At 63.5% G+C, this 23,216-nt stretch carries 13 protein-coding genes; 7 read left to right on the forward strand and 6 right to left on the reverse strand.

The genetic code is table 11. The features are described from left to right. Positions 1 to 156 precede the first annotated feature (156 nt). The 3 genes from BMW74_RS14460 (at position 157) to csrA (ending at position 1,701) form a co-directional block, all read left to right on the forward strand. Positions 157 to 972 (forward strand): SDR family oxidoreductase, encoded by an 816-nt coding sequence (locus BMW74_RS14460; RefSeq protein WP_093421722.1) that lies wholly within the window; start codon positions 157 to 159, stop codon positions 970 to 972. A 63-nt stretch (positions 973 to 1,035) separates the two neighbouring features. Then, on the forward strand, positions 1,036 to 1,368 hold the full coding sequence (locus BMW74_RS14465) for a YnfA family protein (protein WP_093421727.1): 333 nt from the start codon (positions 1,036 to 1,038) through the stop codon (positions 1,366 to 1,368). Positions 1,369 to 1,509: 141 nt separating this feature from the next. Next, positions 1,510 to 1,701, forward strand: coding sequence for a carbon storage regulator CsrA (gene csrA, locus BMW74_RS14470; RefSeq protein ID WP_093421731.1), 192 nt, complete (start codon positions 1,510 to 1,512; stop codon positions 1,699 to 1,701). 5 nt (positions 1,702 to 1,706) lie between these two features. Here csrA and BMW74_RS14475 read toward each other — a convergent pair whose 3' ends face one another. From BMW74_RS14475 to BMW74_RS14490, 4 genes are all read right to left on the reverse strand, one after another. Continuing rightward, complete coding sequence (locus tag BMW74_RS14475; protein WP_093421735.1) at positions 1,707 to 1,934, reverse strand: YheU family protein; 228 nt, start codon at positions 1,932 to 1,934, stop codon at positions 1,707 to 1,709. Between the two features lie 145 nt (positions 1,935 to 2,079). Then, the gene (locus BMW74_RS14480) at positions 2,080 to 3,270 is read right to left on the reverse strand and encodes an osmoprotectant NAGGN system M42 family peptidase (RefSeq protein WP_093421740.1); all 1,191 of its coding nucleotides are present in this window, start codon (positions 3,268 to 3,270) and stop codon (positions 2,080 to 2,082) included. A 94-nt stretch (positions 3,271 to 3,364) separates the two neighbouring features. Further along, the gene (gene ngg, locus BMW74_RS14485; RefSeq protein ID WP_093421744.1) at positions 3,365 to 5,098 is read right to left on the reverse strand and encodes an N-acetylglutaminylglutamine synthetase; all 1,734 of its coding nucleotides are present in this window, start codon (positions 5,096 to 5,098) and stop codon (positions 3,365 to 3,367) included. 3 nt (positions 5,099 to 5,101) lie between these two features. Next, on the reverse strand, positions 5,102 to 6,874 hold the full coding sequence (locus BMW74_RS14490; protein WP_093421749.1) for an N-acetylglutaminylglutamine amidotransferase: 1,773 nt from the start codon (positions 6,872 to 6,874) through the stop codon (positions 5,102 to 5,104). A gap of 265 nt (positions 6,875 to 7,139) precedes the next feature. On the opposite strand from BMW74_RS14490, the gene BMW74_RS14495 reads away from it, so the two are divergent. Continuing rightward, positions 7,140 to 11,951 carry an NEL-type E3 ubiquitin ligase domain-containing protein gene (locus BMW74_RS14495; RefSeq protein ID WP_093421754.1) on the forward strand — a complete coding sequence of 1,604 codons (4,812 nt, stop codon included), beginning with the start codon at positions 7,140 to 7,142 and terminating at the stop codon, positions 11,949 to 11,951. 5 nt (positions 11,952 to 11,956) lie between these two features. Here BMW74_RS14495 and mnmC read toward each other — a convergent pair whose 3' ends face one another. Then, the gene (gene mnmC, locus BMW74_RS14500) at positions 11,957 to 13,948 is read right to left on the reverse strand and encodes a bifunctional tRNA (5-methylaminomethyl-2-thiouridine)(34)-methyltransferase MnmC2/FAD-dependent 5-carboxymethylaminomethyl-2-thiouridine(34) oxidoreductase MnmC1 (RefSeq protein WP_093421758.1); all 1,992 of its coding nucleotides are present in this window, start codon (positions 13,946 to 13,948) and stop codon (positions 11,957 to 11,959) included. 286 nt (positions 13,949 to 14,234) lie between these two features. Between mnmC and BMW74_RS14505 the strand changes: the two genes are divergently transcribed. Continuing rightward, positions 14,235 to 19,076, forward strand: a complete 4,842-nt coding sequence (locus BMW74_RS14505) for an NEL-type E3 ubiquitin ligase domain-containing protein (protein ID WP_093421762.1) — start codon at positions 14,235 to 14,237, stop codon at positions 19,074 to 19,076. 101 nt (positions 19,077 to 19,177) lie between these two features. After that, on the forward strand, positions 19,178 to 20,692 hold the full coding sequence (gene pap / locus BMW74_RS14510; RefSeq protein ID WP_093421767.1) for a polyphosphate:AMP phosphotransferase: 1,515 nt from the start codon (positions 19,178 to 19,180) through the stop codon (positions 20,690 to 20,692). A 415-nt stretch (positions 20,693 to 21,107) separates the two neighbouring features. Here the strand turns inward: pap and BMW74_RS25225 are convergent, their stop codons facing one another. Further along, a complete protein-coding gene (locus BMW74_RS25225) occupies positions 21,108 to 21,320 on the reverse strand; it encodes a hypothetical protein (RefSeq protein ID WP_175479225.1) in 213 nt (70 codons plus the stop codon). Positions 21,321 to 21,666: 346 nt separating this feature from the next. On the opposite strand from BMW74_RS25225, the gene BMW74_RS14515 reads away from it, so the two are divergent. Continuing rightward, positions 21,667 to 22,851 (forward strand): thiolase family protein, encoded by a 1,185-nt coding sequence (locus BMW74_RS14515; protein ID WP_093421782.1) that lies wholly within the window; start codon positions 21,667 to 21,669, stop codon positions 22,849 to 22,851. Positions 22,852 to 23,216 lie beyond the last annotated feature (365 nt).

Below are 23,216 nucleotides of genomic sequence, written 5' to 3' on the forward strand. Positions count from 1 at the left end.
GAGGAATCGGCTTACCCGTCAGCCACGCTCGTTGTCACAGGAGTCGTGTGCGCCCGCGGTTTGCTTTGGGCATTCAGCGCTTTGATGGTCATGGGCGGCGCAGAATCCTTCACTACACTGCGAGCATCTTTCCCAAGCTCAACAAGGCAGTTTCCTATGCACAATCGGATGATGATCACCGGCGCCGGATCCGGCCTGGGCCGCGAAATCGCGCTGCGCTGGGCCCGTGAAGGCTGGCAGTTGGCTTTATCCGATGTCAGTGAGCCGGGCCTGCAGGAGACCCTGCGCCAGGTGCGCGAGGCCGGGGGCGATGGCTTCACTCAGCGCTGCGATGTGCGTGACTACAGCCAACTGACCGCCTTCGCCCAGGCATGCGAGGCCAAACTGGGCGGCATCGATGTGATCGTCAACAACGCGGGGGTCGCCTCGGGTGGCTTTTTCAGCGAGCTGTCGCTGGAAGACTGGGACTGGCAGATCGCAATCAACCTGATGGGCGTGGTCAAGGGCTGCAAGGCGTTTTTGCCGCTGCTGGAGCAGAGCCGCGGCAAGATCATCAACATCGCCTCGATGGCGGCGTTGATGCAGGGCCCGGCCATGAGCAACTACAACGTGGCCAAGGCGGGTGTGGTGGCCTTGTCCGAAAGCCTGTTGATCGAGTTGGCGCACCAGGAGATCGGCGTGCACGTGGTGTGCCCGTCGTTCTTCCAGACCAACCTGCTGGACTCCTTCCGGGGGCCGACGCCGGCGATGAAGGCCCAGGTCGGCAAGCTGCTGGAAAGCTCACCCATCACCGCCAGCGAGATTGCTGACTACATCTACCAGCGGGTCGCCGCCGGCGAGTTCATGATCCTGCCCCACGAGCAGGGCCGCCAGGCCTGGGCGGTCAAGCAAAAGAACCCGCAGTTGATCTACGACGACATGACCGTGATGGCCGATAAGATGCGCGCCAAGGCCAAGCAAGGCAGCCACTGAACTTGCGACGACCGGTCCACCCCGTTAGGGTTGCCGCATCTGCGACCCTGACGAGACGGACGAATGCTTAATTACCTGTGGTTTTTTCTCGCGGCGCTGTTTGAAATCGCCGGCTGCTATGCCTTCTGGATGTGGCTGCGCCAGGGCAAGAGTGCCTGGTGGATCGCCCCGGCGCTGTTGAGCCTGACCCTGTTCGCCCTGTTGCTGACCAAAGTCGAGTCGAGCTATGCCGGGCGTGCCTATGCCGCGTATGGCGGGATCTACATCGTCGCCTCGATCGGCTGGCTGGGGTTGGTGGAGCGGGTGCGGCCGTTGACCTCGGACTGGCTGGGTGTCGCACTGTGCGTGCTGGGCGCGAGCATCATCCTGCTGGGGCCGCGCTTCACCGCACCTTGAGTCATGGGGATGGTTCTGAAAGGGATGTCTGTCAGAAGTATCGACTCATGAGGTAGGGCAACTCTGATTTGCTGTCGGCACATTGAAGCCTGGATCTGCACCCGCCATCTTCAAGAGTCGCTCATCTCAAGGATCAGAGACATGCTCGTACTCAGCCGCAACGTAGGCCGGTTCATTTCCATTGGTGACACCATCTCGGTGCGTATCCTGGCGGTGCATGGCGACACCGTGCGCATCGGTGTCGAAGCCCCACAGCACATCAACGTGTATCGCTGCGAAGTCTATGCCCGCCTCCAGGCCAGGCGCGCACGGCTGTTGCACTCGCGCGGCTGAGGCCGTCAGTCGAACAGGTGCTTGGGCACATCGTGCTTGAGCATCAACTGGCACTGCTCGCTTTCGGGGTCGAAGACAATCAGGGCCTGGCCCTTGGTCAACGCCTGGCGCACCCGTAGCACGCGAGTTTCCAGCGGCGTTTCGTCGCCATTGTCGGTGCCGTCACGGGTGACGAAATCCTCGATCAGGCGGGTCAGGGTATCGACTTCAAGTTGGTCGTAGGGAATCAGCATGGCTACCTCGGCTCATCAATGGGCGCGATGCTACGGCGAATGAGGCGTGTGGGCTAGTCCTGGGTCATGCGGCGCCTGGCCTGGCGCCATCGCCGGCTTGCCGGCGATGGCAATCAATCAAACCGCATACCTCTAAAGTGAGCACTCAGTGATCGCGGTGCTGCCCAATCAAGCTGTCCACCGAGGGCACGCGGGTGTCGCTTTCCATCTGCGCATCGTGTTCCAGTTGATGGCTGAAGCGCTCCAGTGAACCCTTGGCCGGTTGTGCATCGCTGGCGAATACCGGCGGGCTGAGGATGTAGGCGCCCAGCAGCCGGCTCAGGGCTGCCAGGCTGTCGATGTGGGTGCGTTCGTAACCATGGGTGGCGTCGCAGCCGAACGCCAGCAGGGCGGTGCGAATGTCGTGGCCGGCGGTGACGGCCGAGTGCGCGTCGCTGAAGTAGTAGCGGAACAGGTCGCGGCGCACTGGCAACTCATGGTTGCCGGCCAGGCGTAGCAAATGGCGTGACAGGTGATAGTCGTAGGGGCCGCCGGAGTCCTGCATTGCCACGCTCACCGCGTGCTCGCTGGAGTGTTGGCCGGGTGCGACGGGCGCGATGTCGATGCCGACGAACTCGCTGACATCCCAGGGCAAGGCGGCGGCCGCGCCGCTGCCGGTTTCTTCGGTGATGGTGAACAGGGGGTGGCAATCGATCATCAGCGTTTCGCCGCTGTCGACAATGGCCTTCAGAGCCGCCAGCAGCGCCGCTACCCCGGCTTTGTCGTCCAGGTGCCGGGCGCTGATGTGGCCGCTTTCGGTGAACTCCGGCAATGGGTCGAAGGCGACAAAGTCGCCGATACCGATCCCCAGCGATTCGCAATCGGCACGGGTGGCGCAATAGGCGTCCAGGCGCAGCTCGATGTGGTCCCAACTGATGGGCATTTCGTCCACCGCGGTATTGAACGCGTGCCCGGACGCCATCAAGGGCAGCACGCTGCCGCGGATCACGCCGTTGTCGGTAAACACGCTGACCCGACTGCCTTCGGCAAAGCGGCTCGACCAGCACCCTACGGCAGCCAGGCTCAGGCGGCCGTTGTCCTTGACCGCACGGACGCTGGCGCCAATGGTGTCCAGGTGTGCACAAACGGCGCGGTCCGGGCTGTTTTTCTGGCCCTTGAGGGTGGCGCGAATGGTGCCGCGCCGGGTCAGTTCGAAGGGGATGCCCAGCTCCTCCAAGCGTTCAGCGACGTAGCGCACGATGGTGTCGGTAAAGCCGGTGGGGCTGGGGATGGCGAGCATTTCCAGCAGGACTTTCTGCAGGTAGGCCAGGTCCGGTTCAGGGAGGGTACGGGTCATGGAAACTCCTGATGAGGGCAAGAGGGGGGTTGTTGGTCAGGTCACCTTCGCGAGCCGGCTCGCGAAGGTGACCTGGACCGGCAACGGGGATGTGTCAGGCCACCCCCTGGCTATGGGGAAACAACAAGTCGACAAAACGCTCGGCCACCGGCTGCGGCTCATGATTGGCCAGCCCGGCGCGTTCGTTGGCTTCGATGAACACGTAGTCCGGCTGATCGGCGGCGGTCACCATCAGGTCCAGGCCGACCATGGGAATGTCCAGGGCCCGCGCCGCGCGTATTGCCGCGTCCAGCAACGTGGGGTGTAGCTGCGCCGTGACGTCCTCCAGCGTGCCGCCGGTGTGCAGGTTGGCCGTGCGCCGCACGCACAGGTGTTCGCCGGCCGGTAGGATACTGGCCCCGTCGTAACCGGCCTCGTGCAGCGTGCGCTGGGTTTCCTGGTCCAGGGGGATCTTGCTCTCGCCGCCAGTCGCCGCTTGTCGGCGTCGGCTCTGGGCCTCGATCAGTGCACTCACCGTGTGCAAGCCGTCACCGACAATCTCGGCGGGCCGACGAATCGCCGCGGCCACCACCTCAAAGCCGATCACCAGGACCCGCAAGTCCAAGCCTTCGTGGAAGCTCTCCAGCAACACCCGGCTGTCGAACCGCAGTGCCTCGTCGATGGCCTGTTGCACAGCCTCGATAGTCCGCAAATCCACTGCAACGCCTTGACCCTGTTCGCCATCGCGGGGCTTGACCACCACCCGCAGGTGTTCGTCGAGGAACGCCAGGTTGTCATCGACACTGCCCGCCAACTGTTGGGCCGGTAGATGCAGGCCTGCGCCCTTGAGTACCGCATGGGTCAGGCTTTTGTCCTGGCACAGGCTCATGCTGATGGCGCTGGTCAGGTCGCTCAACGATTCCCGGCAACGTACCCGTCGCCCGCCATGGCTGAGGGTGAACATCCCGGCTGCGGCATCGTCGACTTGTACGTCGATACCGCGCCGGTGCGCTTCTTCGACGATGATCCGTGCGTAGGGATTGAATCCGGTTTCAGGGCCCGGGCCGAGGAACAGGGGCTGGTTGATGCCGTTCTTGCGTTTGATGGCGAAGGTCGACAGCGTACGAAATCCCAGCTTGGCGTAGAGCTGTTTCGCCTGGCGATTGTCGTGCAGCACCGAGAGGTCGAGGTAGCTCTGGCCGCGGCTCATGAAGTGCTCGATCAAATGCCGTACCAGCACCTCCCCCACACCGGGCCGCGAGCACTGCGGATCAACCGCCAGGCACCAGAGGCTGCTGCCGTTTTCCGGGTCGTGGAAGGCGCGGTGATGATTGAGCCCCATGACACTGCCGATCAACGCGCCGCTGTCCTCGTCTTCGGCCAGCCAGTAGACCGGGCCGCCGAGATCGCGGGGTGTCAGGCGCTGCGGGTCGATAGGTAGCATCGAGCGGCTCAGGTACAGCTGGTTGATCGCCTGCCAGTCTGCTTCGCTTTGCGCGCGGCGTATGCCAAAGCCACGAAACACCCGGGTCGCTTGGCGGTAGTCGCTGAACCACAGGCGCAGGGTGTCGGAGGGGTCGAGGAACAACTGCGTCGGCGCAAGCCCCAGCACTTGCTGGGGGGCGGCGACATACAGGGCGATGTCCCGCTCTCCCGGCTGTTCGTGGAGCAGTTCCCGGGCCAGGGACGCGGGGTCGGGGAAGGTGTGGCCGATCAGCAGCCGGCCCCAGCCGCAGTGCACGGCAATCGGTTCGCCGCCGTGGCTGCCGTCTTCGGCAAAGCGTGCCTGCAGGCGTTCGTAGGACGGCGCCTGACCCCGCAGCAAGCGTTGGTTCTGGTGAGGTTTCATCGGTCAGATTCCTTGCTCGCTGAGCCATAGGTTCAGCGCCGCCAGTTGCCACAGCTTGGAGCCGCGTAACGGGGTCAACTGGCCCTGTGGGTCGCTCAGCAGGCGGTCAAGCATGGCGGGGTTGAACAGGCCGCGATCCTGGCTGGGGTCCAGCAACAAGTCGCGCACCCAATCCAGGGTGGCGCCCTGCAGATGTTTGAGACCCGGCACGGGGAAGTAACCTTTTTTGCGGTCGATCACCTCGCTGGGGATCACCCGGCGCGCGGCTTCCTTGAGTACATGCTTGCCACCGGCCGGCAGTTTGAATTGCCCCGGCACCCGCGCCGACAACTCCACCAGCCGAAAGTCGAGAAAGGGCGTGCGCGCCTCCAGTCCCCAGGCCATGGTCATGTTATCCACACGTTTGACGGGGTCGTCGACCAGCATCACCGTACTGTCCAGGCGCAGCGCTTTATCCACAGGCGCGGCGGCGCCCGGCTGGGCGAAATGCTCGCGCACGAAGTCGCCGGCAGCGTCATGGTCGATCAGCCATTGCGGTTGCACGGTGGCGGCGTAGTCGGCGTAGTTGCGGTCGAAAAAAGCCTCGCGGTAGGCGGCGTACGGATCGCGGGCACCGTCGACCTGCGGGTACCAGTGATAACCGGCGAACAGTTCATCCGCGCCCTGGCCGCTCTGCACCACCTTGCAGTGCTTGGCCACCTCCCGGGACAGCAGGTAGAAGGCGATGCAGTCGTGGCTGACCATTGGCTCGCTCATGGCGCGAAAGGCCGCGGGCAGTTGCTCGATGATCTGGTGTTCGTCGATGCGCAGTTGGTGATGGCGGGTGCCGTAGCGCTGGGCGATCAGGTCTGAGTACTGGAACTCATTCCCGCGTTCGCCGCCGGCATCTTCAAAGCCGATGGCGAACGTCGACAGGTCTTGCACCCCGGTTTCTCGCAGCAGGCCCACCAGCAAGCTGGAGTCGACGCCACCGGAAAGCAGCACGCCGACCTCCACCGCCGCGCGCTGACGAATCGCGACCGCCTCGCGGGTGCTGTCGAGCACCCGCTCGCACCAGTCGTCGAGGGTCAGGTTCAGCTCATCGGCACGCGGGCCATAGGGCAACGTCCACCAGGTGTGCTGCTCGGTGCGACCGTCCGCTTCGATGCGCATCCAGGTGGCCGGTGGCAGCTTCTCGACCCCCATCAGCAAGGTGCGGGGCGCCGGGACCACGGCGTGAAAGTTCAGGTAGTGATTGAGCGCCACGGGGTCGAGCATTGGGTTGATGTCGCCGCCCTTGAGCAGTGCCGGCAAGGTCGAGGCAAAGCGCAGGCGCTGCCCGGTGCGCGACAGGTACAAGGGTTTGACACCGAGGCGGTCACGGGCCAGAAACAAGCGCTGGTGGTCACGCTCCCAGATGGCGATGGCAAACATGCCGTTGAGTTTGCCAAGCAGCTCAGGGCCCCAGGCGTGATAGCCCTTGAGCAGCACTTCGGTGTCGCCCTCGGAATAGAAAACATAGCCCAGGCTTTCCAGCTCGCAACGCAGTTCGGGGAAGTTGTAGATCGCCCCGTTGAACGCCAGCGACAGGCCGAGCGCGCTGTCGACCATCGGCTGCGCCGAGCGGTCAGACAGGTCCATGATCTTCAGGCGCCGATGACCCAGGGCCATTGGTCCCTGACTGTGCAACCCCCAGGCGTCGGGGCCACGCGGGGCCAAGTGATGGGTGATGCGTTCAAGGGCGGCCAGGTCGGCCGGTTGATGATCAAAACGTAACTCGCCAGCTAATCCGCACATAAATTCCTTACCGGTTTTGCCGTTGGGGAGGGTGTACCCAAACGTGGGGTACTGAAGAACTGACCCTGTGGGTTTTCTGGAGTTTTAGATCGATCGGTTATAAGTATCCACGGCCCACCCTTGCATTCGTGGTGTTACATACGTCTGTAATACATGCAAATAGTGGCGGGCAGAGGCTGGGTTATGCCCAGTTTTTTGCGCTGGATCAGCCGGGTGGCAGCGGTATCGTGGGCAGCACTGTCATGTGCAATAAGGAGCATTGCCAATGTCTGTGATGAACGATACCGACCCGCCTGCACCGGCGCTGAGCAACGAACAACGCCTCGCCGCGTTGCTGGAGCTGACGGGGGACCTGGATCACGCCCAGGTGCTGGACGAGACACTTCCACGTTGGTTGTACACGACCCAGGAAGCGGTGTTGAAGGCGCTGGAGCAGGCGCTAGCCAGCAGCCTGCGGTATCAGCTCAGGGTCGAGCAGTACCTGCGAGAGCTAGAACCGCCCGAACAATTCTGCGCGCGCCAGTTGCGCCAGCACCTACCGCCTGAGTGGGAGGGGCCGCTGGACGTTGAACTCGACCTGCTGGAACTGCCCAGGCGGGTGATTACCGGAGGCGATCTGGGGGGCGTGGCCGAAGAGGTGACGTACGACTATCGAACGCTGGTACACGCGGCCATGCAGGGCTTTACCGAGGGTGAGGCCCAGGGCAGCGATTTGTCCCCGCGCGCGGTGATCCTGAGCAGTGGCACAAAAAAAGCGGCCCAGGTCAGCCCGGTCCAGTTTGCCCGCTATTGTCGCCAACTTGACCTGGGCAAGCGCTACCAGGCGCACGTACGCGAGGTCTTCAAGTGGGCGCCGGCTGTCGAGGACCCGGCGTACGCTTCGTACAGCCCGGCAGCGGTGGATATTTCCCGGCTCAAATCCCTGGATATGCAGATCGACCTGCACATCGCCTACGCCATGGCGCATATCAGTGAGTCGACGTATCGCCAGTTGCTCACGTTGAACGAGTTCGACGGGGCGCCACCCCTCGCCGCCGACCACCTGCCCCAAGGGCGCAAGCTCAAGTGGCAGGGCCTGAAGATTCATGGCTGCTGCCTGTGGGGAGCGCTGGTGTTCTCCAGTACCGGAACCGACTCTGCCTTTGCCGGCCAGTGTGTGGTCTATCTGCCCAACGAACCGGTGCGCCCGCTCTATGAATACCCCTCCCCGGAAGCCTTCAAGCTGTACCTGGGCCTGAAACTGCGGGTGCCGTCCTATCGCAAGCGGTTCGAGCGTTACCTGAGTGAGGTCGATCGGGATGAGTTCTTTCGACGGATGGATGACGAACAGGGCCTGGGGTCGCTCGAACCGCTGCCCGCCGCGACCCGCTTCTCCGATTTTGTGTTCAATGCCTATACCGGCAGGGCGCTGCTGGACGCCCGTGTCCTGGTGGTGCCCAACGGTGATGTCGATGCCCAGCAGCGCGACGCCCGATTTATGCGCTACCTGGACGCGGGGCTGACACTGGCCAATGTGGCCGGTTTTTTTGTGCCGGTCCTGGGGCAATTGATGTTGGGGGTCGCCATCGGGGAGATGCTCGGCGAGACCTATGAAGCGGTCCAGGATTGGCGCCACCAGGATCGGCACGAGGCCCTGGGCCATGTGCTTTCGGTGGCGCAGAGCCTGGCGTCGCTGGCGGCGTTCGCGGCGGCGGGCAAGGTGGTGGGCTCGGCGCTGGGGCGGCTGAACGTGAGCACTCAGGAGCACTTTGCACAGTTCGAAGTCATTCACCGCGCCGATGGCAGCTCCAGGCTCTGGCGCGTGAACCTGCGGCCCTACCGCCAGCCCGAAAGCGTAATCGAGGGATTGACCCCCGATCCCAAGGGCCTCTATCAGCGTAATGGCGCGCATTACCTGCGCCTCGAGGGTGACCTTTACCAGGTTGGCTACGACGCGCCATCGGGCCAATGGTCCATCCATCACCCCACACGTGAGGACGCCTATCGCCTGCCCCTTGAGCACAACGGCGAGCGCGGCTGGCGGCATGTACATGAGCATGAGTGGTCTGATGCCGACTACGCGCTGAGACGCATTGACCCGCGCCTGGGCAACTTGGCGCCACGCGTCATGAACTATGCCCGGGCCATTACCGGGCTGGACTTGGCGCAGGCACAGCAGTTGGCCCGGGAGAGTCGGCCGCTGCCTGCCAGGTTCGAAGATTGCGTCAACCGTTTTCGCCTCGACCAGCAGGTGCGTGACCTGCGCTGGCAACTGGAGCAGGGGCACTATCACGACCCGGAGACGGCGGTGGCCAAAATGAACACCTTGCCCTTGTTGCCCGGCTGGCCCAAGGGGCGCTTCTTCGAGGTGCTGGACAGTGCGGGCGAAGTGGCTGCGCGTTATCCGGAGGTCGCGCCGTTTGATTACGCAGACCTGAGCATTCTTATCACTGAGCAGGAAGTGGCCAAGGGGCTGGTGCTGGACACTTTGCTCCGTACGTTGAGTGAGGAAGAAACCCTGGGCTTGCTGGGAAGTCACCCAGGCCTGACTCAGGCACGTGCGTTGTTGGCGGGGCGGTTGATCCAGACCTTGAAGCAGCAGCATAAGCGGGTGTTCGACTTGCTATATGCGGCCTACGACAGCACCGCCTCTGCCAAGTCATCGCTGGTGCGCGAGGTGTTCCCGCAACTGCCCGTCAGGCTGATCCGCCAGCTACGCGGCGAGATGTCGACGGTTGAGCAACAGATTCTCAGTCAGCGCCGGCGAGTGCCCCTGCACCTGGCGCAAAAAGCCCGCGAGGCCTGGGACGCGGTGCAGGTGGATCGCGCCATCTGCGGGCTGTACGTGCCGGAACTGGCCAACGACGACACCTATCGCATGATCGGCAGATTGCTCGCCCGTCTCGAGGGGTGGCCGCGTGAAGGGGTGTTCGAGGTGCGCGACAACACGGTCGATGGCCCGTTGCTCGATACCTTTGGTCGGGGCGCGTCGCCACGCAACGTGCTGGTTCGCGCGGGCGAAACGTACCAGGCATTCGACCGGGCAGGGCAATCACTGGGCGTGCCTGTCGAGGGCCCGGAGAGTTTTTACCAGGCGCTGCTCAATGCCCTGAGCCGTGAGGAACACACGGCGTTGGGGATAGGTGAGGAAAGCGTGCGCAAGTGGCAGTTGCAGGCCAAGTTGATGCGCCTGGCTGAAGATGATCGGCCCCTGGCGGTCCGTGCGGTACACGGGGAACTGGCGGAACCGGACACGGCGTGGCTGGCGTGCGCCCAGGCCTCGCCTGCGGAGCTGGCGCCCCACCCGGCCAGTCTGCTGCGCAAGGTTCGTCACCTGTTCCCCCTGCTCGATGACGCGCAATTGCATGCCTTTATCGACAACCTGGGCAGCGATCACGTGACCCGGGCGACGGCCTTCAAGGCCCTGCAACAGCAGCATCAGGCCTTGCGTGCGGCGCTGCGAACCTGGCGGTCCCAGGACGCCCAAGGCGGGTCCTCGCTGCTGGCGCGCATCGAGTTGCGGCGCAGTCGCGAGATCGTCGCCAACCGCATCGAGCGCTGCTGGCGGCATATGCTCAAGGTAAGCGATGAATACAACGTCAGCGTGCCCGGCCTTGAACTGGACAACCTGCAGGTCGGTAGCTTGCCGACCTTGCCGGCGCAGGTCGAGTTCAGGCATGTGCGGCGCCTTTCCCTGGGCCACATGGGGCTGGGGGACGATGCCGCGTACTTCCTCAAGCATTTCCCCGAGATCGAGAGCCTGGACCTGACGCGCAACCGATTGACCCGAGTCCCCGAGGTGCTCTCGCACCTGGCTGAACTCAAGCAGGTGTACCTGGACAGCAACCAGTTGCAGCTCAACGACTATGGGCGTCGTCGTCTTGCCGGCCTGACGCGCTTGCGAACCCTCAGTCTGAACGACAACCCGCTGGGTGACGCACCGGATGTCAGCCGGCTGTTCGATTTGCGCTGTCTGCTGTTGCGCGATACCCGCGCCAGGAGTGTGCCCGAGGGCTTGCAGCGCTTGCCGAACCTGGAACTTGTGGACCTGCGCGGCAACGACATCAGTACCTTGCCGGCCTGGTTGTTCCGCATGTCCCGGCGCTTCAGCCGAGCCATCAACCTGCGACTCAACCCTTTGTCCGAGAGTAGCCGGGAGGCCTTGTTGACCTACCGCAACACCGTGGGGGTCGGTATGGGTTACGTCGAGGACGATATCGTGCGCCTCAATGAGCAAGCGGCGCGTGAACTGTGGCTTGGCCATGAGCATCTCCCCACGTCGTCGCGCAGCGCTATCTGGCAGGGGCTCAAGGACGATCCGGCCAGCGAAGGCCTGTTCAAGCTGTTGGCCGAACTGGGCGGGGCGGCCGACACCAGCTATGTGCACGAAGACATGGTGCGCCGGGTGTGGGACGTGCTGCACGCCGCGTCGACCGATGCCGCGCTGCGCAGCGAGATCTTCGACCGGGCGGCCACCCCGATCAATTGCGATGATGCGGCCGCGCTTAACTTCAGCAGCCTGGAAGTGCTGGTCGAGATCGACAAGGCGTCGCGGCTGGTGGGCAGCCCGACGTTCAAGGCGAACGCCATGGCGAAGCTGGGGCGGGGGTTGTTTCGCTTGGATCAACTGGAAAACATCGCGCAGACGTTCCGGGAGCAGCATCCACATGTCGATCCGTTGGAGGTCAGCCTGGCCTATCGCACCGGCCTGGCCCGCGAGCTTGAGCTGCCGGGGCAACCCCAGCACATGCGCTATGCGAGCTTGAGTGGCGTCACCAGCGATGCACTGAATCGCGCCGAGGGCGAGGTCCGGCAGGCCGAGTTGAGTACCCGGCTACCGGATTTCCTGGTGCAGCAACCGTTTTGGCTGACGCATCTGCGGCGACGGTTTGCCGCCGTCTTCGAACGCCTCAACCTACCCTTCCACCAGCGCATGCATGCCGCGTTCAGCCGGTCCCAGGCGTTGACGGACCAGGCTTACCGCGATCAGGTCGATGAGATCCAGCGCGAGCAGGAGCAGGCCCAGGAACGCACCTACCGGCGCTTGACCCTGGAGTCGTTGTCGGATGATGCGCCGACCGCGTGCCCCGTGCCGTAGGTCGACTAACCCTTGGTTGGGGTGTGGCGGATCAACTGGCGCAGGGCGAAACGATTCGGGTGACAGGCCTCGGCCACGCTCCTGGGCAACGGCAAGGGTTCGTTGTCCAGCCAGGCGGCGAGCAATTCGCCGGACAGCGGCGCGGTGATCAAGCCGCGCGAACCGTGGCCGCTGTTGACGTACAAGCCGTCCAGCCACGGGCAGGCGATGTCCGGTACTTGCCGGGCGTCCTTGGCCAGGGCGGCGTAGGCCTGGGCAAAGGCGGGGTGGTCGGCGAGCGGGCCGACAATCGGCAGGTAGTCGGGGCTGGTGCAGCGGAACGCCGCACGGCCTTGCAGGGCGCTCGGGTCCAACTGTTCGACGTGCAGGCGGGCCAGCAGGTCGCTGGAGATTTGCTTGAGCATGTCCAGGTTGCCCAGGTGCTCGGCGGTGCTGGGCGTCAGGTCCTCGCTGTGGAAGTCGAAGCTGGCGCCGAGGGTGTGTTCGCCCAGGCGCGCCGGGGCGACGTAGCCTTCGGCGCACACCACCGTGGCCAGGTCTTGGCTCGCGGTGGTCTGTGCCAGGCGGGTGATTTGCCCGCGAATGCGCTTGAGTGGCAGCTCGGCGCTCGGGGCAAAGCGCTTGATCTCGGCGGCGCCGGCGAGGATCACCACCGGTGCGCTGGCCAGCAGGGTGTCGCCGTTCCAGGCCTGCCATTGGTCATCGACCTTGCGCAGCGCCAGGGCATCGTGGTGGGTCAGCATCTGCACGTGGGCGTGAGTCGCCTGCCAACGGCACAGGGCCGGCGGGTGCACCCAACCGCCCTCGGGGTAAAACAGCCCGCCGTGGTCCAGGGCTACGCCGGCCCGGGCCTGGGCCTGGGCCTGATCCAGGGGATGCACCAAGTCGGCGGCAAACGCACTGACCAGCTTCGCCTGGCGCTCGGCTTCCTTGGCATTGAACGCCAGTTGCAGCACCCCGCAATCATCCCAGTCCAGGCCCCGGTGCAAGTGTTCCAGCAGGCGCCGGGTGTGCCCGAAACCGCTGACGATCAGTTGCGACAGCGCGGTGCCGTGGGCCGAGAGCTTGAGGTACAGCACGCCCTGGGGATTGCCCGAGGCCTCTTGCGCCAGATCGGCATGGCGTTCCAACAGACTGACCTGCCAGCCGCGTGCGGCGAGGCTGGACGCCGTGGCGCACCCGGCCAGGCCGGCGCCGATGACCATCGCGTGACGTTGTTCGATCACCTGGGCAGGGCGGGCGAACCAGGGTTTGACCGTCGCCGGTCGCGGTGTCTCGGCAGGCCAACCGACGAACGTGCCGCGCAGGATCTCCCACTTGTGGCCGATGCCCGGCGTACGGCGCATTTTGAAGCCTGCGCCATTGAGCAGGCGGCGCACCCAGCCGGTGCTGGTGAAGGTGCTGATGGTCGAGTCGGGCGCCGCCAGGCGTGCCAGTTCGGCGAACAGTTCGGCCGTCCACATGTCGGGGTTCTTGGCGGGGGCAAAACCATCGAGAAACCACGCGTCGACCTGCGCATCCAACTGCGGCAGTTGCTCCAGCGCGTCGCCGATCAACAGCGTCAGGGTGACGCGGCCGTGGTCCAGCACCAGGCGCTGAAAACCTGGGTGGATGGCCACGTACTGGTTCAATAACTGATCGGCCCACGGCTTGAGGTCCGGCCACAGCGCCAGGGCCCGTTGCAGGTCGGTCCGGCTCAGCGGGTACTTTTCGACGCTGATGAAGTGCAGCCGCGCGCCGCCGTGAGCCTGCTGCTCGAACAACTGCCAGGCGCACAGGAAGTTCAGCCCGGTGCCGAAGCCGGTCTCGCCAATGACCAACCGCTCGCCCGGCAAGAGCGCGGCAAAGCGCTCGCCCAGGCGGTTCTGTTCGATGAACACGTAGCGGGTTTCTTCCAGACCCGACTGGTCGGAAAAGTACACGTCGTCGAACACCCGCGAGCGTGGGCGTCCCTGGTCGTCCCAGTCGAGCTGGGCATTGGGCTGTACGGGGTTCATGGGCAACTCGGGCAAGACAAGGCGGCCATTCTAGCCGATCACGGGACACGCCAACGAAGCTCATCTCGACATTAAACCTGGCCGTGGCGAGCGAGCGTGCTCGCCACGAATGTAGCGGCGACCTCGGGACGCGCTGCGGTGAACAGCGTGGGTGGTAGCCCGCTGCTTTTTGCATGGAAAAAACTGCGGCGAACACCCCCCGGACCGATCAACTAACCGCGTCATTTGAGCGTCAGCACCGGGGTATCGTGGAGGCCTGATCAACGAGCAATAAGGAACATTGCCGATGCCCACACAGGATGATTTGACCCACGCCTTGACTCAACTGACCCAGCAGCAGTTACAAGCCGCCTTGCTGGACATGACCGGCGATCTGGCCAAGGCCCAGGTGCTGCAAAAGCGTCTGCCGGGCTGGATGGTCAATGCCCCGCCGGGTGTGCTGGAGGCACTGGAGACAGACGCCTCGCAGGTTGAAGAGGCCAGGGACGCCGTCGCCGGGCGCCTGCGGCGGCTGCGTTCGCTGGATGAGTTTTGCAGCGCACACTTGAAGGCTTACTGCCAGGCGCGGTGGCAGGTATCGGTGGACCCGGAAAAGGACCTGTTTGTCCGCGCTTACTATGAGTACGAGAAAGACGTCCTGCCGTTGCAGTATTCGCGGGTCATCAAGCGAGAGAAGCACAGCGTGTTGCACATGGCCCTGCAGAACTTCACCGAAGATGAGACGCGAGTGGATCGATACCCTCCCGAGTCTGTGCTGCAATCAGCAGCGGTCCCGCAGGCCGTTATCGGGCTTACCCCGTCGGCGTTCGCCCAAGGCTGCCGGGAGCTGGATCTGGGCCGCTTGTACCAGCAACACATCGCCGAGGTGTTCTACCTGAATGCGGGTGAGGCCGGCGATGATGCCTATATCAACGGGGTCGCGGTCGATATCGGCTGGATGAAAACCCTGGATGTCAGAATCGATGCCCATATCGCCCTCATGCGTGGGGATATCAGCCCGGACAGCCATGCCCTGGTGTGTGCACTGCTTGACCGCAACCTGGGCCCTGCAGAGGCCAAGGACCTGTTGTTTCATGGCCGCCCGGTCATCTGGCAAGGCCTGAATGCGCTCGACAGTTGCCTGTGGAGCGTTGTGGTGTTCTCCGGCCGGCCGATTGCCGACTACCCGCAGGATCCTTGCCTGGTCTACATGCCGAATGAGCCGCGGCGTCCGTTCTTTGAGTACCCCTCGCTCAACGACTTCAAGACCTACCTGGACTTGAAGCTGGAAGTCGCCAGCTATCGCACGTTCTTCACGGGGTACCTGGGGGAGGTTGACCGGCTCGGTTTCTTCAGTCGATTCGATCCGCAGCGCAGCGTGGGTGTGCTGGAGAGCAAGCCCATCGAGGTCAGCCTGGCGCGGCATTTTTTCGCAACCTACGTGGGCAAGCTGCAAATCGACGCGCGCACGCTGGCGGTGCCGGTCGAGGATGTGGACGAGCAAGCCCGCCAGCAGCGTTTGCTGGCGTATCTGGATGCCGGGTTGACGCTGCTCAACCTCGCCGGTTTTGTTGTACCGGCGCTGGGGCTGTTGATGACGGGCGTGGCCGTGGGGCAGATGCTCGGCGAGGTGTATGACGGTATTGAGGACTGGCAGCGGGGGGACAAGGAGGAGGCCTTCAAGCAATTGGTGGCCGTGGCGCAAAACATCACCTCGATGGTGCTGTTTGCGGCGGGGAGCAAGGTCGTCGGCAAGGTACTCACACGGACCCGACTGAACCTCGAAGGCTACTTTCGCGAGCTGGAGGCCGTGCGTTCCAGTGATGGCAACCCGCGGTTCTGGCGTGCGGACATTGCGCCGTACACCCATGACCAGCGTCTTGTCGATAACGCAGTGGCAGACGCGCAAGGCCTCTACGCGGTGGGTGGCCATTGGTACGTCAAGGTCAATGGCTACGTCCACCAGGTGGCCTTTGACGCCCGGCTGGATCAGTGGCGGGCGATCCACCGCGCGCGCCCCACGGCCTATCGTCCGGCCTTGTTGCACAACGGTGAGGGCGCCTGGCGCTTTTCCTTCGAACGACCAGAAGAGTGGGACGATCAGAATTATCTGTTTTCCCGTCTGGAGCCGGCGAGCCGTCACCCGGCGCTCGACTCGCGCAAGCTGCGACTGGTCAATGACATCATGGGCAAACCCTATCACTGGGCCTATCACTTGGCCCGGGAATGCCTGCCGTTTCCCGCGCGCTTTCGCGACCTGTACGAACGTTTCAGGCTCGAGCAATCCATTCGCGACCTGATCTGGCTGCTGGAGCGCGGTGTTTACCTCAACGCTGAAAGCGCGACCCTGCAGATGCACGTCTTGCCGTTGTTGCCGGGCTGGCCCGAAGGGCGTTACTTCGACGTGGTGGATGCCCAGGGCCGCGTCACCGCGCGTTACCCCGACAGCGCGTTTTTTGACGAGACCAGCCTGCGTGTGACCCTCACCGAACAGGCGGTGAAGGAGGGGCAGGTATTTGACGGGGTGCTTTCCCAGTTGGATCAGGAACAAAAGAACGGCTTGTTGGGTGAGGGCGTTGCGGCCCATCAGGAGCACGCGACCCTGGTGCATCGATTGCTCGCGCACCTCAAGGCGTATCGCAAGCCGCTGTTCGAGCAGTTGTACCAATCCTGCGAAGCACGGGTGCCGCCGGAGTGGTTATTGATACGAAGCACCTATCCGCAATTGCCGTACCGGGTCATGCGCGAGTTGATGGCCCAGGCGTCTTCATTGGACTGGCAAACACTGCGCGAGCAGCAGCGTGTCCCCATGGCCCTGGCTGAAGCGGTGCGCGGGGCCCTTGAGGAGCAACGACTGGACCGCGCCCTGGCGGGATTCGAGCAGCCAGAGTTGGCCGGCCTCGACACCGAGTGCGTCGCCGTGCGCCTGTTGCCGCGCCTTGGGGGGTGGGACCGCACGCTACAGTTGGAATTGCGCCAGGACTCGCCACAGGGTGAGTTGCTGGCCCTGGGAGCCATCGCAGGTGCCCGCGAGCGGCGGGTGATAGTCCGCTCGCCAGCCGGTTTCCAGGCGTTCGATGGCAATGCGCTGAGCCTGAGCGATGTCCGCTCAGGCCCCGACGGTTTGTTCGAGGCCATTGAGCGCCCCCTGGCCGACCACCAGCGCATCGCCTTGGGGCTGCCAGTGGTGGAGGCCGATAACGGCTGGCGCCTGCGACGCTTGGTGGCTGCCCAGGTGCAGAGCGAGCGTGAGCTGGCCGCCGAGGCGTTCTCCGATCAGGCCCACGAACCCCAGACGGTAGAAACGCCCTGCCGGTTGGCGGACTCACCGGCCGGGGCGGCGGCCCGCAGCCGTGTGCTGCTGGGCAAGGTGAAGCGGCTCTATCCCACGTTCAGTGACGCACAAGCCACTGACCTGCTGCTGGCCTGCGGTGTCGATGAGTTGTCCCGGGCCAAGGCGGTAGAGCGCATGACCCTGGACCTGGAGCGCCTGCGGGCGATTCTCAAGCACTGGAAAAGCAACCTCCAGGACCTGGAGTACCAACCGGGCCTGCGAGACATTCGTCACAGCCGCCAGCAAGTGGCCGAGCGCATCGAGGCCTGTTGGCGGCGCCAGAGCGTGGTGCTCGATGAGCGACAGCTGCCGGTTGCCAGCCTGACCCTGGATGACATGCGCGTAGGCGCATTGCCGAACTTACCGCCGCAGATTCGTTTCGACCATGTCCGGCAGTTGTCACTCAAAAACATGCGCCTGGGCGATGACGTCGCGTACTTCCTCAAGTGTTTCAAGGGCGTGAAACGCCTGGATCTGGACCGCAACCGGTTGACCCGGTTGCCGGAATACCTGTCCCGGATGCCCGAACTCGACAGCCTGTCCCTGGCCCGCAACCTGCTGGCGCTGACCGAGTACACCCGCAAAAAGCTGGCCGACATGAGCACATTGCGCCGCCTGGACCTGAGCCACAATCCGCTCGATGGTCATGTGGATGTCAGCCACATGGGCAACCTGGAGACCCTGTTGCTGCAGGACACCCACATCACCGACCTGCCCACCGGGCTTGGGCGTCTGGCCTACCTGGAACAGGCGGATCTGCGCGATAACTGGATCACGCTCCTGCCTGAGTGGCTGTTCACCTCCACCCGCAGTTTCAGCCAGGCGATCAACCTGGGGGGGAACCCGCTGGCGGCGACGGCGATGACGGCACTGGCGCGCTACCGTGAGGATGTCGGCATCGGCATGGGCGTGGTGGAGGACGATCAAACACGGTTCACCGAGTTGAAGGCCCGGGGGTTGTGGTTGCCGGACGAAGTGGCCACGCGCAATGCCCTTAAACGCAACGTCTGGGCTAACTTGCGTGATGATGGGGAGTCGGCACCGCTGTTCGAACTGTTGGCCCAGTTGTCCGGCACCGCAGACAGTCGCTACGTGCGCGAGGATTTGAGCCGGCGGGTCTGGGAGGTCTTGCAGTCGACCCATGACAGCGTCGAACTGCGTGAGCAGGTCTTTCAACTGGCGGCGCATCCGGTGAACTGCGCGGACGGGGCTGCCGACATTTTCAGCCAACTGGAAGTGCTGATGGAGGTGGAGCGAGCGACCCATCGTCCCGGACGCACCCAGGGTAGCCCTGGAGGGCTGTTGAAACTGGGTCGTGGCTTGTTTCGCCTCAGTGAGCTGGAAAAAATAGCCCGGGCCCATGCCACGGAGCATGCCTCGCCGGACCCTTTGGAAGTCAGCCTGGCGTTTCGCGTCGGCCTGGCCAAGACCCTGGAACTGCCGGGGCAGCCCAAACATACGCAGTTCGCGGCGTTTGCCAACGTGACCCGTGATGGCCTGGAGGCGGCGCATGATCAGGTACGCACGGCCGAGTTGTCCCCCGCATTCATGGGGTTCATTGCCCAACTGTCATTTTGGAAGGGCCATCTCAAGCAGCAGTTTCCCCGTGAGTTTCTTGCGGCGACCGAGCCCTTCGATGTGCAACAACAGAGGCTTTTCGAGAGCCGACAAAGCCTCACCGACGGCGAATACCTCGCGCAGATGGAAGCCCTGCGCGCGCCCCGGCGACAAGCGATCGTCGAGGTGGTGGAGCGCCTGACCCAGCAAATGATCAAGCACCAGGACCTGGGCATTTGCCATGTCCCGGAAGGGTGAGGTGGGGGCGGGGGATTGATCCACGGCAACGGTGCGGCCATTGCCCGAACAAAGCGCCGGGCAATCCGCTAGTCTTGCTCCATCTTGCCTGGGAGCCGTTCATGTTCGAGTCAGCCGAAATCGGTCATGCGATCGACAAAAAAACCTATGAAACCGAAGTGCCGGCGCTGCGCGAGGCCTTGCTGGAGGCCCAGTTCGAACTCAAGCAGCAGGGCCGTTTCCCGGTGATCGTGTTGATCAACGGCATTGAAGGCGCGGGCAAGGGCGAGACGGTCAAGTTGCTGAACGAATGGATGGACCCGCGCCTGATCGAGGTGCGTACGTTCGACCAGCAAACCGATGAAGAACTCGCCCGGCCACCGGCCTGGCGGTACTGGCGCATGCTTCCGGCCAAGGGCCGCATGGGCGTGTTCTTCGGCAACTGGTACAGCCAGATGCTCCAGGGTCGGGTCCATGGCCTGTTCAAGGACGCGGTGCTGGACCAAGGCATCAACCAGGCCGAGCGCCTGGAAAAAATGCTCTGCGATGAAGGCGCGCTGATCTTCAAGTTCTGGTTCCACCTGTCCAAGAAACAAATGAAGGCGCGCCTCAAGTCGTTGCAGGACGACCCGTTGCACAGCTGGCGCATCAGCCCGCTGGACTGGCAGCAATCGGAAACCTACGACCGGTTCGTGAAGTACGGCGAGCGGGTGATTCGTCGCACCAGCCGTGACTATGCGCCGTGGCACATCATTGAGGGCGTAGACCCGAACTACCGCAGCCTGACCGTGGGCAAGCTGCTGCTCGAAGGCCTGCAAAGTGCCCTCAAGCGCCCGGCGGTCAACCCGGACAAGGTCAGTGCCGCGCCACTGACCCGCAGCGTCGACCAGCGCAGCCTGCTGGACGCCCTGGACCTGAGCCGGCGCCTGGAGAAGACGGATTACGAGGAGCAGTTGATCACCGAGCAGGCCCGCCTGGCTGGCTTGATGCGTGACAAGCGCATGCGCAAGCACGCGTTGGTGGCGGTGTTCGAAGGCAATGACGCGGCCGGCAAGGGCGGGGCGATCCGACGTCTGGCGGCAGCGCTCGATCCGCGCCAGTACAGCATCGTGCCGATTGCCGCGCCCACCGAAGAGGAGCGGGCGCAACCGTACCTGTGGCGCTTCTGGCGGCACATTCCGGCACGTGGCAAGTTCACTGTTTTCGACCGTTCGTGGTACGGCCGGGTGTTGGTGGAGCGTATCGAAGGCTTTTGCAGCCCTGCCGATTGGATGCGCGCCTATGGCGAGATCAATGATTTCGAAGAGCAGGTCAACGCGTCCAATGTGATCGTGGTCAAGTTTTGGCTGGCCATCGATAAGCAGACGCAGTTGGAGCGTTTCCAGGAGCGTGAGGAGATTCCGTTCAAGCGTTTCAAGATCACGGAGGAGGACTGGCGCAACCGCGAGAAGTGGGATGACTACCGTGCGGCTGTCGGCGATATGGTCGACCGTACCAGCACGGAGGTGGCGCCCTGGACGTTGGTGGAGGCCAATGACAAGCGCTGGGCCAGGGTCAAGGTGGTGCGCACCATTAACCGGGCGTTGGAAGAGGCGTTCGAGAAGGCGGATAGGCATGAGAGGGCGCGCAAGAAGTAGTGTTTTGCGTACAGCCTGGAGCCTGGAGCCTTTGTGGGAGCGAGCCCGGCTTGCCAGCGAAGGCGGCCTTCCGGCCGGCCTGGCTCTTGTGGATGTACCCAGGTCCACTGTGGGAGCGAGCCCGCTCGCGAGGCGGCCTTCCGGCCGGCCTATCTCTGGCGGGTGGTGTACATATCCGTTGCTGCGGGTGTGGCGACTGTTGGTTTCGCCCTGACGGTCGACTCCCTTTGGCAAACGCCCCAAAGGAAGCAAAGGTCTCGCCCCGAGCGTCCGGCCCCTCGCTAGGGCTCGGGGTTCCTTCGTTCCGGTATCCCTCTGGGGGCATCGCCTCCGGTTTGCTTCGCTGCACCTCCATGCGATGAGTTCGACTGCGTCGAACGGCGCTGCGCGCCAGTCCCCAGAGGCATACCTCCACTCAGCCTGCCGATGGGGCGGGTGGATCAAGATCAAGAGCCAGATCAAGAGCGGCAGGCGAGCTAACGCTCGGCCTGTTGAGTGGTGAAGGGCGGTGCGGGGTGGTTGGGAGTTTGGTGGTGGTGGTGGTGGTGGTGGTGATGGTGGTGATGGTGATGGTGATGGTGATGGTGATGGTGATTTTGCTTTTGGTGGGAGCAACTGTCTTAGCCATGCCGCTCGTCACCGCCATCGCGAGCAGGAATCTGGGTTGAGCCCGTAGGAGCGAGGCTTGCCCGCGAACCGGCCAGCCCATTCAACATTGATGTCGTCAGGCTTACCGCCTTCGCGGGCAAGCCTCGCTCCTACAAGGAATTGAGCTGCCCCCGGATGTGTGTTCGCCGTGGACCAGGGTGGGAGCGGGCTTCCAGCCATCCAATCCCTTCCTGATGCCCCCCGCTTAGGGCCGGCGGTCAATCCCATGGTTTTACATACGTCAGGTGAATGATTGTCGCGGTCGGTCGGTTGCGGGCTTTATGCTCGGTTGACTTCCTTCAACGACAACAACAATGAGGTATGCCATGCGTGAAGTAGTGATCGTCGATAGCGTGCGCACGGGCCTGGCCAAGTCTTTTCGGGGCAAGTTCAATCAGACGCGCCCTGACGATATGGCCGCCCATTGCGTCAATGCGCTGCTGGCGCGTAATCACATCGATCCGGCCAGTGTCGAGGATTGCATCGTCGGTGCGGGTTCCAACGAAGGCGCCCAGGGGTTCAATATCGGGCGTAACGTTGCCGTGCTTTCGCAGTTGGGCACCGGTACCGCGGGCATGACCCTCAACCGCTTCTGCTCCTCGGGGTTGCAGGCGATTGCCATTGCCGCTAACCAGATCGCCTCGGGGTGCAGTGACATCATCGTCGCCGGCGGGGTTGAGTCCATCAGCCTGACGATGAAAAGTGTCAACACCGACCACCTGATCAACCCGCTGCTCAAGGAGCAGGCACCGGGCATTTACTTCCCCATGGGCCAGACTGCGGAGGTGGTCGCGCGGCGCTATAACGTCAGCCGCGAGGCGCAGGACCGCTATGCCCTGCAAAGCCAGCTCCGTACCGCCCAGGCCCAGGCGGCAGGGTTGTTTGATGATGAAATCGTACCGATGGCGGTCAAGTACAAGGTCGAGGACAAAAACACCGGCGAGGTGCAGATTCTCGACGGTGCCGTGGAGCGTGATGACTGCAACCGTCCCGATACGACGTACGAAAGCTTGGCCGGGTTGAAGCCGGTGTTCGCCGAGGACGGTTCGGTGACGGCGGGGAACTCGTCGCAGTTGTCCGATGGCGCGTCGATGACCTTGGTGATGAGCCTGGAGAAGGCGCTGGAGCTGGGCCTCAAGCCCAAGGCGTTTTTCCGCGGCTTCACCGTGGCCGGGTGCGAGCCCGACGAGATGGGCATCGGCCCGGTGTTCTCGGTGCCCAAGTTGCTCAAGGCCCGTGGGTTGCAGGTGGCCGATATCGACCTGTGGGAGCTGAACGAAGCGTTCGCTTCCCAGTGTCTGTATGCGCGCGATCGCCTTGAAATCGACAATGCCAGGTACAACGTCAATGGCGGCTCGATTTCCATCGGCCACCCCTTTGGCATGACCGGCTCGCGTCAAGTCGGCCACCTGGTGCGCGAACTGCAGCGGCGCAATCTGCGTTACGGCATCGTCACCATGTGTGTGGGCGGTGGCATGGGCGCCAGTGGTTTGTTTGAAGCGGTGCGCTAGTGTCCTGTCTCGGAAATAAGCTGTTCCCTTTTGACGGCACCTGTCGCCGCCATGCTGCGTTGCCACTCCTCGCCATAGCCCTGCTATGACTCGTCGCGGCGCCTTGCCTGGCAGCAACAGATGCTCGTCAAAAAGGTAACGTATTTCCAAGACAGGACACTAATGCATTGATGGCTTTCACGCGCAAAAAACAGAGGGGGAGCTTGCTCCCCCTCTGTACGTCTGCTGTTTAGTCATCATCAGGGCTGAGCGACTTGCGTGCTGGCGGGTATTCAGTCGTACCAGCGGTTCACTGCGCGCGGCAGACACTTCCCTTCTCGTGATTCGACTTGATAGTTGAATTGATTAAGTAATCACTGTTGTTT

The organism is Pseudomonas sp. ok272 (assembly GCF_900109995.1).
Taxonomy (GTDB): domain Bacteria; phylum Pseudomonadota; class Gammaproteobacteria; order Pseudomonadales; family Pseudomonadaceae; genus Aquipseudomonas.